The organism is Epibacterium ulvae, from assembly GCF_018678075.1.
GTDB lineage: Bacteria > Pseudomonadota > Alphaproteobacteria > Rhodobacterales > Rhodobacteraceae > Epibacterium > Epibacterium ulvae_A.
In genome coordinates this window covers 1-11,927 of sequence record NZ_JAHHIR010000093.1, presented here as the reverse complement: position 1 = coordinate 11,927, position 11,927 = coordinate 1, and the positions used below count along the sequence as shown (strand labels likewise).

Sequence of the window (11,927 nt, the reverse complement as noted above, 5' to 3'; positions counted from 1 at the left end):
CTCGCCTTTGGTCAGTTTGATGATGTTGAAATAGTTCAGCGGAACCAGCTCACTCTCTGCATCCACGATGGGTTTGTTTTGATTGTCAAAAGGGGGGATATGCATCGGTGAGTTCCTTGTTAGGTATCTGTGGGACCGGCGTGTGAGGATAAAAAAGCCTCAAGCTCGGCAGTTGTGGGCATGGCCCCGGCACAGCCCGCGCTGGACACGACAATCGACGCACAGGCCGATCCGCGTAGCACCGCATCGCGCAGGTCACATCCCGCCGCGACTGAGGCCAGAAGCCCCGCCATAAAGCTGTCGCCGGCGCCATTGGGTTTTACGGCTGTGACGGGATAGATGCCGGTGCGGGTCTCGTGACCATCAACCAATGTGATCGCGCCTTCGTGGCCCATTTTATAGATCACCATCTTGCCACAGGCGGCGAGTTCGCGGGCCTTATCCAACCCCTTCTCGATCCCGCCGGCCATAAACCCGAACTCCTCATCGTTGCCGACAATCAGATCGCTTTCATCACCCGCGCGCGACAGCACATCTGCTGCAACGTCGGGCGAGGGCCAGCTGTAGGGGCGGTAATCAATGTCAAAGATCACCGGCAATCCGGTATTGCGCGCATGTTCAAACGCCCGAAAAGTCGCGCTGCGCGAGGGTTCGGCGGCAAAAACGGTGCCGGCCGTGATCAAGGCAGTGAAATCGCCATAGTTGACGGCGTCCATGTCGGCCTTGGTCACTTGAAAATCAGCCGCGTCGTTGCGATAGATAACGTTCTGGAAGTCCTCGATGCAGCTTTCATACACTGCGAGCGAGTTGCGATATTCGCCGCCAATGGCGCGCACATACGATGTGTCAACGCCGAAATCCTGCAACCGGTTGACACAAAACCGGCCCACCGCGTCATCCGACACGGTGGTGACGAGCGCCGCCTGGCTGTCCAATTTGACTAGGCCTGCGCAGATATTGGCCGATGATCCGCCAAGGTCAGCGCGAAATTGGGTGGCGTCTTCGCTTTTGGTGCCAATGGGGTCGGCAAACATATCCATGCCCGCCCGTCCAAATACCGCAAAACGATTGCCTTTGATGCCGTCAATCAATACAGACATTACACGCCCTTCCGCTGTTTATTGCGGGAGGATTCCCAATCAACATGCGCCGCGCGCACCTTGTCATTGTCGGTGACATGCGGCGTGCCAACTTCCCACCAAGTGTGCCCCTCGGCGGTCCAACCCTCGTAGGGGTCGACGTCCATTACTATCACATAGGTCTTGTCGCTAGCCTTGGCGCGTTTGAATGCCTCACCCAGTTCGGTCGGGTTTGCGACCTTTTCCGCGGTGGCCCCCATCGACGCCGCATGGGCGACAAAATCCACGCCAAAGGGTGCGGGGATTGTTGGGCAGTCGGCCAGCAGATTGTTAAAGCTGTCGTTGCCGGTGTTGTTCTGCAGCTTGTTGATCACCGCAAATCCACCGTTGTCCATCAACATAACAATCATCTTTTTTTGGCTCAAAACCGAAGAATAAATGTCTGAATTCAACATCATATATGACCCATCGCCACAAAAGGTGATGGTGTCTTGGTCGGGTTCCTGTTCGGCCTGCGCGATACGGGCACCCCAGGCGCCGGCCAGCTCATACCCCATGCAGGAAAAGCCAAATTCGACATCCACTGTGCCGACGTCTTTGGTGCGCCAGTTGGCGGTCACCTCGGCCGGCAGGCCTCCGGCGGCGGCGACAACCCGGTCACGGTCGTCACACATTGCGTTCACAACACCAATTGCCTGCGCATAGGAATTGGAACGTCCGCCATGGGCCACGTTTTCCGCGACACATCCGTCCCATGTTACGCGCGCAGCCTTTGCAAAGGCGACCCAGTCCGTTGGCGTTTCATACTCCAACCCAGCGGCCAATGCGTTGAGCGACAGCTTGGCATCACCCACAACCGTCAGCGACATATGTTTCGCCGCATCATGGCGAGCGGCGTTCACACCGATAATCTGTGCGTCAGGGGCAAATGCCGTCCACGAGCCGGTGGTGAAATCTTGCAACCGAGTGCCAACGGCCAAAATCACATCGGCCTTTTCAGCAATTGCATTGGCGCTGTCGGACCCTGTGACGCCAACCGGGCCGATGTTTAGCGGGTGGGTGGCGACCATATTGGCGCGCCCGGCGATGGTTTCGACCACCGGGATTTGATGCGCCTCGGCAAAGGCTGTCAGTTCGGTCACTGCACCAGAATACTGCACGCCGCCACCCGCAATGATCATAGGGCGTTCGGCGGATTTCAACGCCGCGATGGCATCTGCAATTTCTACCGTATCCGGTGATTGGCGACGAATACGGTGCACCCGTTTTTCAAAGAACTTGACCGGATAGTCATAGGCCCAACCCTGCACATCCTGTGGCAGACCCAAAAACGTAGGGCCACAATCGGCGGGGTCCAACATGGTGGCAATCGCTGCCGGCAGGGACTGGATGATCTGCGCCGGATGGCAAATGCGGTCCCAATAGCGCACCACCGGTTTAAACGCATCATTCACCCCAAAGGTGGGATCGTTGAAATTCTCCATCTGTTGCAAAACCGGGTCGGGCAGACGCGTGATAAAGGTATCGCCACACAGCAACAGAATCGGCAAACGGTTCGCATGCGCCAGCCCGGCGGCGGTGACCAGATTTGAGGTGCCGGGGCCAGCACTTGCGGTGCAGAACATAAAGCGACGACGCAGCCAGTGTTTGGCATAGCCAGCAGCTGCGAATCCCATGCTTTGTTCGTTCTGCCCACGGTATAGTGGCAGCGCGTCGTGCACGGTGTTCAACGCCTCACCCAGGCAGGTGACATTGCCATGGCCAAAGATGCCAAATCCCCCGCCGCACAGGCGCAGTTCTTCCCCATCGATTTCGATGAACTGATTGGTAAGCCAGCGAATTATAGCCTGCGCGGTGGTCAGGCGAACGGTGTCCTGTGGTGACGTCATATCTCAAGCGACCCTTCCGGAATTTTTGTCGCAGCAGCGAATGCAGCTTGCGCGGATTTGATTCTCAAGATACTAGTTTTGCAACCGGTTGCAAAATAAATTTTTGAGGGGAGGGCGCAAGCATGACGGAAATTGGGATCGGCATCCTTGGCGGAGGTTACATGGGGAAGGCCCACGCAGCGGCAATGGCGGCTGTGGGTCCAGTGTTTAATCCCACCCTGCGACCCCGTTTGGAAATGGTTGCAGCCTCCAGCACGGAGAGCGCCGAACGCTATCGCGCGGCCTATGGGTTTCAGCGCGCTACGGACAATTGGCGTGTGCTGGTCAATGACCCCAAAGTCGACGCGTTGGTGATTGCAACTCCACAAGAAACCCACCGTGAGATTGCCGAAGCCGCCTTTGCCCTTAAAAAACCGGTGTTCTGCGAAAAACCCCTGGGCGCGTCACTGAACGACAGCGCCGCAATGGTAGTTGCCGCCGACGCATCTGGTGCGCCCAATATGGTTGGCTTTAACTATATCCGCACCCCGGCCAGCCAATTCGCCTGCCAGCTGATCGCGGATGGTGTGATCGGCGATGTGACCTGGTTTCGCGGCGAACACACCGAAGATTTCTATTCCGACCCAAAAGAGCCGGCATCGTGGCGCACCACCGGCATGGCCAATGGCACCATGGGCGATTTGGCTCCACACATGATCAATGCAGCCCTGGCGTTGATGGGGCCGATTGCCAAACTCTCAGCCCAAGTTGAAACCGTTCACAAAGATCGCCCCGGCGGCACCGTCACCAATGATGATCAGGCCCAGATGATGTGCCGTTTCGAAAACGGCGCGATGGGTCATATGTATTTCTCGCGCGTCGCAACCGGGCGCAAGATGGGCTATGCCTATGAAATCACGGGAACAAAAGGTGCGATCCGCTTTGATCAAGAAGATCAGAACGCGCTGTGGCTGTACCGGATGGATGAACCCGAAGCCACCCGTGGCTTTACCAAGATCCTGACTGGACCTGCACATCCAAATTACGTCGCGTTTTGCCAGGGGCCTGGCCATGGCACCGGCTATCAGGATCAAATCATTATCGAAGCGCGTGATTTTCTGCGCGCGATTGAGACCGGCAAGCCGGTCTGGCCCACATTCCGCGACGGTCACGATGTCAATCGTGTCGTCACCGCTGCCCATGCTTCTAACGAGGATGGCAGCTGGAAAGATCTCAACAGTTTCTGAGCATCGGAGAGAAGTGATGACAATCAGAATCGGAAATGCACCCTGCTCCTGGGGTGTCGAATTTGCAGATGACGACCGCAATCCTGCGTGGAAAAGCGTTCTAAAGGAGTGCGCTGCAGCCGGATATAAGGGGATCGAGCTTGGCCCCGTTGGCTACATGCCCGAAGATCCTGCTGAGTTGGCCGATGCGCTGGCCGAGTATGATCTGGAACTGATCGGCAGCGTGGTGTTCCGCCCCTATCACGACCCCGCCGCCTTTGACGAAGTGCTGGATGCGACCCACCGCACCGCCCGCGCGCTCAAGGCACATGGGGCCGAACATATGGTGCTGATCGACTCGATCTCACCGCGTCGGGCACCCACTGCTGGCCGCGCTTCTGAGGCTGAGCAGATGGGCAAGGCCGAGTGGACCGCCTACCGCGACCGCATTGCCGAGACCGCGCGTATCGGCACCGAAGAATACGGGTTGACCGTTGGCATTCACGCCCACGCCGCCGGCTTTATGGATTTCGAGCCAGAGCTGGATCGCCTGTTGAATGAGGTCGACGAAAAGATCCTCAAAATCTGTTTTGACACTGGCCATCATTCCTATGCGGGATTTGATCCGGTCGCCTTTATGAAGCGCAATGCGGATCGCATTTCTTACATGCACTTCAAGGACATCGCACCGAGCGTAAAAGCCGAAGTCATCGCAAACCGCACCGGGTTTTATGATGCCTGTGGTCAGGGTATTTTCTGCAACCTCGGCGACGGCGACGTGGATTTCAAGGCGGTGCGTCAGGTGCTGTTGGATGCGGGCTTCACCGGTTGGTGTACGGTCGAGCAAGACTGCGACCCGCTGTTGGATCCCGATCCTGTTGGCGACGCCCGCAAGAACCGCGAATTTTTGGAATCTATTGAATTTAACTGAGGAATACGGCCATGACCAAATTGAAATGGGGTATGATTGGCGGCGGCGAAGGCAGCCAGATCGGACCGGCGCACCGTCTGGGTGCGCTTGCAGATGGACGCTTTGAACTGACCGCTGGCGCATTGGACCATCGCCCCGATGCGGGCCGCGCATATGCCCTAACTCTGGGTGTTGCTGCGGACCGTGCTTATGGCGATTGGACCGAGATGTTGGCGGGCGAAAAAGGGCGCGAAGACCGGGTTGATTTGGTAACGGTTGCAACGCCGAATTCCACCCACTTTGAGATCACCAAATCCTTCCTTGAGGCCGGGTTCAACGTGCTGTGTGAAAAGCCGATGACCATGACTGTTGAGGAAGGCGAAGACATCGTGCGAGTGTCTGAAAAGACAGGGACAATCTGCGCGGTGAACTATTGCTACTCGGCCTATCCGATGGTGCGTCAGGCCCGTGCGATGGTCGCCACTGGTGAGATCGGCAAAGTGCGCTTGGTTGTCACCAACTTCAGTCACGGCCACCACGGTGATGCAACAGACGCGGACAACCCCCGTGTGCGTTGGCGGTATGATCCGGCGATGGCGGGTGTCTCCGGCCAGTTTGCCGATTGCGGCATTCACGCGCTGCATATGGCCAGTTTTATCTGCAATGACGAGGTCGCAAAACTGTCCGCTGATTTCGCCTCCACCATCGCCAGCCGCGAGCTGGAAGATGATGCTATGGTGAACTTCCGCATGAGCGGCGGCACGGTCGGGCGTCTGTGGACGTCTTCGGTAGCGATCGGTCGCCAGCATGGGTTCGACATCCAGATCTTTGGCGAAACCGGTGGTCTGCGGTGGGCGTCTGAGCAGCCCAACCAGCTGATCTATACCCCGGTGGGCGGGCGCACGCAGATCATTGAAAAAGGCGAGGGCGGACTGCACGAAGATGCTCAACGTCTTTGCCGGGTGTCCATCGCCCACCCCGAAGGCTTCCCGCTGGCGGTGGCGAATATCTATTGCGATCTGGCCGATGTCATCCGGGGCGAGGTTCGTACCGGCCTTCCGGATGCCGTAGCCGGTCTGCGATCGATGGCCGCAGTCCACAATGCAGTTGCCTCTGCAAAACAAAATGGGGCTTGGGTGGACGCGCGTCCGCCGATGTTCCGGTAAGCTTAGGGGGCGGGGCGCAATGTGCCCCGCTCAACCACGGAACACGGGAAAATCCGCGCCTCAGGATAGCGGTTGGGCGTGTCCAGCATCGCCACCATCAGCTCAATCGACGAATTGATAATTTCCCGGATCGGCTGATGGATCGTGGTCAGGTTGATGCTTTCCCACTGGGCCATTTCCATATCATTCAACCCAATGATTCCAATATCTTGCGGACAGCTATAGGCGCTGTCTTCGATCGCCGACAAAGCCCCGATCGACAACACGTCATCACCACAGAAATAGGCCTCGGCCGGGGTGTCTTTCAACAGGCGCAACATCTCGCGCCGGCCTGCCTGGAATGAATAGGCCTGCGCAAAGCTATAGGTGGTTTTGATGTCCTTGTGGGCCGCCATTTCTGACATGAACCCGGTAAATCGATCCTGGGTGGAGGTCGCAACCTCCGGGCCACCCAAAAACGCCACCCGCTTGTAGCCGCGCCGGACAAGTTCGCGCGCGGCCATACGTCCGCATTCCACGTTGTCGATGCCGACCACATGCACTTCCGGGGCAGAAGAGGATCGGCCAAAGGAATGCACCACCGGGATGTCGGCCTCACGAAAGGCTTTGGCGAACAATGGGGGCAGGGTGGAGGAGGCCACAACAACGCCGTCCACGCTGTATTGGCGCAACATGCGTACGGATGCTTCGGGGTTGGTCTCATTCGAGAGGTTCACCAACAAGGGGCGCAGATCCCGCTCCTGAAGGCCACGGGTGAATTGGTCAAAGACTTGCAGGAAAATCGGGTTGTGAAAGTTGTTGGAGACCAGCCCGATCAGCTTGGTTCGCCCCGTCGTGAGCGATGATGCCAATGCGTTGGGGCTGTACCCCAAATCGCGTGCCGCTTTTTCCACTTTGCGCCGCATCTTGTCAGAGACGGAAGCCCCATCTGTAAAAGTCCGCGATACGGCAGAACGTGACACACCAGCCCGTTCGGCGACCTCTTTTAGCGTGACAACCATTTGCCTATTCCCGAAACTGAGTACGCAAGACTTATCGCGGATTTCAATTCCATTCAGCATGAAACGTTCGCCACCGTTTTGCAACCGGTTGCAAAACTATTTGAGATGTGTTTATCTCGAGTCGTCGGGGCGGTTTGCCTCAAACGCCGCATGGAGGCGGCGCGACACGGGAGGAAAGAATGATTTCATTTGTTAAGACACTCGCAATGGCGACGGTCGCTATGGTTCCGATGGCCGCGGCAACAACCGCCGTGGCCGAAGGCGAAAAATATATTCTGGTCAGCCATGCGCCAGACAGCGACAGCTGGTGGAACACTATCAAAAACGGCATCGCCCTCGCAGGGGAGCAGATGAACGTAGAAGTTGAATACCGCAACCCGCCGACCGGCGACCTTGCGGATATGGCGCGCATTATTGAACAGGCTGCGGCATCCGGCCCGCACGGTATTATCACCACCTTGGCCGATCCGGACATCCTGAGCGGCCCGATCCAATCTGCGATCGACAGCGGTGTGGACGTGATCATCATGAACACCGGCTCACCCGAAATCGCCCGTGACCTGGGCGCGCTGATGTATGTGGGCCAGCCCGAGTATGATGCAGGTTACGCCGCTGGTCTGCGTGCCAAAGGCGACGGCATCGGTTCGTTCCTATGTGTGAACCACTACATCGTGCAGCCGTCCTCTTCCGAGCGATGCCAGGGTTTTGCTGATGGTCTTGGCATCGAACTGGGTACCCAGATGATCGACGCGGGCCAAGATCCGTCCGAGATCAAAAACCGCGTATTGGCCTATTTGTCTGCTAACCCGGACACCGATGCGGTTCTGACCCTGGGTCCGGTTTCTGCCGATCCCACCTTGCTGGCTCTGGAAGAGAACGGCATGGCCGGTGACATCTATTTCGGCACCTTTGATCTGGGCGGTGAAATCGTCAAAGGCATCAAAGCTGGCACCATCGAGTGGGGCATCGACCAACAACCCTTCCTGCAGGCCTATCTGCCGGTTGTTGTGATGACCAACTACCACCGTTATGGCGTTCTGCCTGGCAACAACATCAACTCGGGTCCCGGTTTTGTCACTGCGGACGGTCTGACCAAGATCGAAGAATTCGCGGGCGAATACCGTTAATTCCTGAAACTTGCGGGTGTCCGTCATGCCTCGGACGCCCGATCCCATCCAGGCACATTGCAAGTATTGCGAAAGGGCGCTGTCATGAGCGAAGCAGCTCAATCCACCCCCGTGGCCGACGAACGTATCAAAGAAATCTCGGCCCTACGCAAGGCGCTGATCCGCCCCGAACTCGGCGGTATCGTTGGCACTATTGCGGTTTTCACCTTCTTCCTTTTGTTCGCTTTTGACAGCGGCATGTTCAGCGCCCAAGGCGCCATGAACTGGTCGATTGTTTCGGCGCAATTCATGATCATTGCGGTGGGCGCTTGTCTGCTGATGATCGCGGGCGAGTTTGACCTGTCGGTTGGCTCGATGATCGGTTTTGCCGGCATGATGATCGCGATCTTTGCGGTCACACTGGGCTGGCCTGTTTGGATGGCAATCCTGGTCACTTTTGTCCTGTGCACCATGATCGGGGCCTTAAACGGGTTCATCGTCATTCGCACCGGATTGCCAAGCTTTATCGTGACACTGGCCTTCTTGTTCATCCTACGCGGCTTTACCATCTTTTTGCCGCAAACCATTGAACGCAAAACCATTATTGGCGGGATCAAGGACGCGGCTGAGGGCGACTGGCTGGCGCCGGTCTTTGGCGGCAAGATCCTGGGCGGTCTGTTCCAATGGCTGGGCGATGCGGGTCTGATTGCAACTTTCACCCGAGGCAGCCGTGAGGGCCAGCCCGTTGTGGACGGTGTCCCGATGTTGATCATCTGGGCGACAATCCTGATCATTTTTGGCCATATCCTGTTGACCAAGACCAAATTCGGCAACTGGATCTTTGCAGCGGGCGGCGACGCCGAAGCGGCGCGCAACTCTGGCGTTCCGGTGAACAAGGTCAAGGTTCTGATGTTCATGTTCACCGCCTTCTGCGCCACAGTTTTTGCCGTGTGTCAGGTGATGGAGTTTGGTTCGGCCGGCGCAGACCGTGGTCTGTTGAAGGAATTTGAAGCAATCATCGCCGTGGTGATCGGTGGCGCGCTGTTGACGGGCGGCTATGGCTCGGTTTTGGGGGCTGCCCTTGGCGCGCTGATCTTTGGCGTGGTGCAACAGGGTCTGTTCTTTGCTGGCGTCGAAAGCTCACTGTTCCGCGTGTTCCTGGGCATTATCTTGTTGGGTGCTGTGATCTTGAACACCTACATCCGTCGCATCATCACAGGGGAGCGCTGATCATGAGCAGCGATAAAACGCCGATCATCAAGATGCAGAACATCGAGAAACATTTTGGCAGCGTGATCGCGCTCGCCGGTGTCTCGGTCGATGTGTTCCCCGGCGAATGCCACTGCCTGTTGGGCGACAACGGTGCCGGGAAGTCGACGTTCATCAAAACCATGTCGGGTGTTCACAAACCCACCCATGGGGAGATCATGTTCGAAGGCAAAGAAATGCACTTTGCCGATCCCCGCGATGCCATTGCGGCCGGGATTGCCACCGTGCACCAGCATTTGGCAATGATCCCGCTGATGTCCGTCAGCCGCAACTTCTTCATGGGCAATGAGCCGGTCAAAAGCGTTGGTCCGTTGAAACTGTTCGACCATGACTACGCCAATATGGTCACCATGGATGAGATGCGCAAAATGGGCATCAACCTGCGGGGTCCCGATCAAGCGGTTGGTACCTTGTCAGGTGGTGAACGGCAAACCGTTGCGATTGCTCGCGCGGTGCACTTCGGAGCCAAGGTTCTGATCCTGGATGAGCCGACCTCGGCCTTGGGTGTGCGCCAAACCGCAAATGTTCTGGCCACTATCGACAAGGTACGAAAACAGGGAATTGCGGTCGTGTTCATCACCCACAACGTGCGTCACGCGATGGCCGTCGGCGATCGGTTCACCGTGTTGAACCGCGGCAAAACGCTGGGAACCGCGCAACGTGGTGAGATCACGCCAGAAGAGCTGCAGGACTTGATGGCTGGCGGACAAGAGTTGGTCGAACTCGAAGGTAGCCTCGGCGGCACTGTATAGCTGCGCTCACAAATAACATAACACTGATTACGCGACTGAACACTGTAGCCGCAAAGCAGTAATGTCACCCATAAGCAAAGCAGAAGTGTCACTATCCTCGTGTGTTTTAGCGAGGATATGTGGACATAGGATGGGTGGTCATGAGCGAGCGCGAGCGGAACCGCGTGGAAGTTTTGGCGCAGGTCGACGATGGTCAGTTGACAATTGATAACGCTGCGAACCTGCTGGACCTGACGCGTCGGCAAATCTTCCGACTGTTGAAGCGATATCGCCAGGACGGCGCATCATCGATCCGTCATAAGGCGCCCGGCAAGCCTCCGAATAACCGGATCCACAAAGCCAAACGCGACTATACCTTGAGCTTGATCAAAGAGAACTAGCCGGATTTCGGCCCGACATTGGCGGCTGAGCAGTTGACTGAGCATCACGGGGTCAATGTATCGCGCGAGACTTTGCGCAAATGGATGATTGCAGGTGGCATTTGCCTGTCGCGCAAACAGCGCCGGACGTTCCATCAACCGCGCCTGCGCCGGGAGTGTTTTGGGGAATAAATCCAGATCACCGCTGGTTAGAGGATCGCGCGCCGCCCTGTACTCTGCTTGTTTTCATTGATTACGCCACCAGCACCCTTGGGGAGTTGCGGTTTGTCCCATCGGAAAGCACCTTCAGCTATTCTGAAGCGCTGAAACGGTATCTGGTTCAGCATGATCGTCGGGTGGCCTTTTACAGCGACAAACACATCGTGTTCAGAGTCGCCAGAAAAGATGCCAAAAACGGCGCTGGAATGACCCAGTTTGGCGCGCGCTGAATGAACTGAATATCGAGAACCTATGCGCAAATAGTTCTCAGGCCAAGGGCCGGGTTGAACGTGCAAACCGCACACTTCAGGATCGGCCGGTCAAAGAGATGCGACTGGCGGGTATTTCCGATATGGAGGCCAGAAATGCCTTTCTTGAAGACTTCAAAACCGTTTCAACGGAAAATTTTCCTAGGCTCCTGTCAAACCGAACAATCGCACCGGGCTCTGAATGTGGAACCGGCGCGATTGGCAGACGTGCTGTGCTGGCGCGAGAACCGCTATGTCGGAAGGCAGCTCACCTTTTCTTATAATCGCAAGCGGATCATGCTGGCAAAGAACGATCTGTCGCCTGCTCTAGTTGGCAAATATGTGGACACTTTTCTCTTTGTCAATGGCCGGTTTGAAGTGCGCTGGAAAGGCCAAGCCCTGCCCTACAGGATCTTTGATATGGACCAGCGCGTCACTCTTGCTGCGATCACCGAGAACAAGCGGCTCAGCGCCGTACTGTCGCATATCAAGGAGATGCAAGAGAAAGCGCCCCCCAAGCCCAAAGTGCGGACAAACTCAGAGAAGATGGGTTATAGATCGCTCCTGTAGAAAAGGGCTGTGCCCGAGACCGAGGCGGGGAGTGAGTGGCCGCATTGCGGCCAGGACGAAGCCGCTGGCGCGGCAATGGCGCTTGCTGCGGTTGTTGTGCGCTGACTTTGGCGGTGTGGATTTTGAGATCTGGCGAACCTGTCTGACGATTGAG

Annotated in this window: 9 protein-coding genes and 2 pseudogenes; 7 read left to right on the top strand and 4 right to left on the bottom strand. The window is 57.0% G+C overall.

From position 1 onward, the window contains the following. From KMP13_RS20720 to iolD, 3 genes and pseudogenes are all read right to left on the bottom strand, one after another. A pseudogene (locus tag KMP13_RS20720) lies at window positions 1–105 on the bottom strand (5-deoxy-glucuronate isomerase); the annotation flags it as partial. A gap of 14 nt (window positions 106–119) precedes the next feature. Next, entirely contained in the window at window positions 120–1,100 is a 981-nt protein-coding gene (locus KMP13_RS18485; protein WP_215267451.1) for a PfkB family carbohydrate kinase, read from the bottom strand. Next, window positions 1,100–2,968: a 3D-(3,5/4)-trihydroxycyclohexane-1,2-dione acylhydrolase (decyclizing) gene (gene iolD, locus KMP13_RS18480; protein WP_215267450.1), complete on the bottom strand. Its 1,869-nt coding sequence runs from the start codon at window positions 2,966–2,968 to the stop codon at window positions 1,100–1,102. The genes KMP13_RS18485 and iolD overlap by 1 nt, the downstream gene beginning before the upstream one ends. Window positions 2,969–3,090: 122 nt before the next feature. Between iolD and KMP13_RS18475 the strand changes: the two genes are divergently transcribed. From KMP13_RS18475 to KMP13_RS18465, 3 genes are read left to right on the top strand one after another with little or no spacing between them, the layout of a single operon-like run. Then, window positions 3,091–4,194: a Gfo/Idh/MocA family protein gene (locus KMP13_RS18475; protein ID WP_215267449.1), complete on the top strand. Its 1,104-nt coding sequence runs from the start codon at window positions 3,091–3,093 to the stop codon at window positions 4,192–4,194. Between the two features lie 16 nt (window positions 4,195–4,210). Then, the gene (locus KMP13_RS18470) at window positions 4,211–5,104 is read left to right on the top strand and encodes a TIM barrel protein (protein ID WP_215267448.1); all 894 of its coding nucleotides are present in this window, start codon (window positions 4,211–4,213) and stop codon (window positions 5,102–5,104) included. Between the two features lie 11 nt (window positions 5,105–5,115). Next, window positions 5,116–6,249 carry a Gfo/Idh/MocA family protein gene (locus tag KMP13_RS18465; RefSeq protein ID WP_215267447.1) on the top strand — a complete coding sequence of 378 codons (1,134 nt, stop codon included), beginning with the start codon at window positions 5,116–5,118 and terminating at the stop codon, window positions 6,247–6,249. A 2-nt stretch (window positions 6,250–6,251) separates the two neighbouring features. On the opposite strand, the gene KMP13_RS18460 is transcribed toward KMP13_RS18465, so the two are convergent. Further along, window positions 6,252–7,250 (bottom strand): LacI family DNA-binding transcriptional regulator, encoded by a 999-nt coding sequence (locus tag KMP13_RS18460; protein ID WP_215267446.1) that lies wholly within the window; start codon window positions 7,248–7,250, stop codon window positions 6,252–6,254. A gap of 179 nt (window positions 7,251–7,429) precedes the next feature. On the opposite strand from KMP13_RS18460, the gene KMP13_RS18455 reads away from it, so the two are divergent. From KMP13_RS18455 to KMP13_RS18440, 4 genes and pseudogenes are all read left to right on the top strand, one after another. Beyond that, window positions 7,430–8,377: a sugar ABC transporter substrate-binding protein gene (locus KMP13_RS18455; RefSeq protein ID WP_215267445.1), complete on the top strand. Its 948-nt coding sequence runs from the start codon at window positions 7,430–7,432 to the stop codon at window positions 8,375–8,377. A gap of 84 nt (window positions 8,378–8,461) precedes the next feature. Then, window positions 8,462–9,586: an ABC transporter permease gene (locus KMP13_RS18450; protein ID WP_215267444.1), complete on the top strand. Its 1,125-nt coding sequence runs from the start codon at window positions 8,462–8,464 to the stop codon at window positions 9,584–9,586. A 2-nt stretch (window positions 9,587–9,588) separates the two neighbouring features. Next, window positions 9,589–10,377, top strand: coding sequence for an ATP-binding cassette domain-containing protein (locus KMP13_RS18445; RefSeq protein WP_215267443.1), 789 nt, complete (start codon window positions 9,589–9,591; stop codon window positions 10,375–10,377). Between the two features lie 125 nt (window positions 10,378–10,502). Further along, a pseudogene (locus tag KMP13_RS18440) lies at window positions 10,503–11,761 on the top strand (ISNCY family transposase); the annotation flags it as partial. Window positions 11,762–11,927: the final 166 nt, after the last annotated feature.

What these genes read in the sequence shown, in the direction of transcription:
- KMP13_RS18455 (WP_215267445.1), top strand. Translation starts at nt 7,430, where the DNA reads ATGATTTCATTTGTTAAGACACTCGCAATGGCGACGGTCGCTATGGTT.
- KMP13_RS18465 (WP_215267447.1), top strand. Translation starts at nt 5,116, where the DNA reads ATGACCAAATTGAAATGGGGTATGATTGGCGGCGGCGAAGGCAGCCAG.
- KMP13_RS18445 (WP_215267443.1), top strand. Translation starts at nt 9,589, where the DNA reads ATGAGCAGCGATAAAACGCCGATCATCAAGATGCAGAACATCGAGAAA.
- KMP13_RS18485 (WP_215267451.1), bottom strand. Translation starts at nt 1,100, where the DNA reads ATGTCTGTATTGATTGACGGCATCAAAGGCAATCGTTTTGCGGTATTT.
- KMP13_RS18470 (WP_215267448.1), top strand. Translation starts at nt 4,211, where the DNA reads ATGACAATCAGAATCGGAAATGCACCCTGCTCCTGGGGTGTCGAATTT.
- KMP13_RS18475 (WP_215267449.1), top strand. Translation starts at nt 3,091, where the DNA reads ATGACGGAAATTGGGATCGGCATCCTTGGCGGAGGTTACATGGGGAAG.
- KMP13_RS18450 (WP_215267444.1), top strand. Translation starts at nt 8,462, where the DNA reads ATGAGCGAAGCAGCTCAATCCACCCCCGTGGCCGACGAACGTATCAAA.
- KMP13_RS18460 (WP_215267446.1), bottom strand. Translation starts at nt 7,250, where the DNA reads ATGGTTGTCACGCTAAAAGAGGTCGCCGAACGGGCTGGTGTGTCACGT.
- iolD (WP_215267450.1), bottom strand. Translation starts at nt 2,968, where the DNA reads ATGACGTCACCACAGGACACCGTTCGCCTGACCACCGCGCAGGCTATA.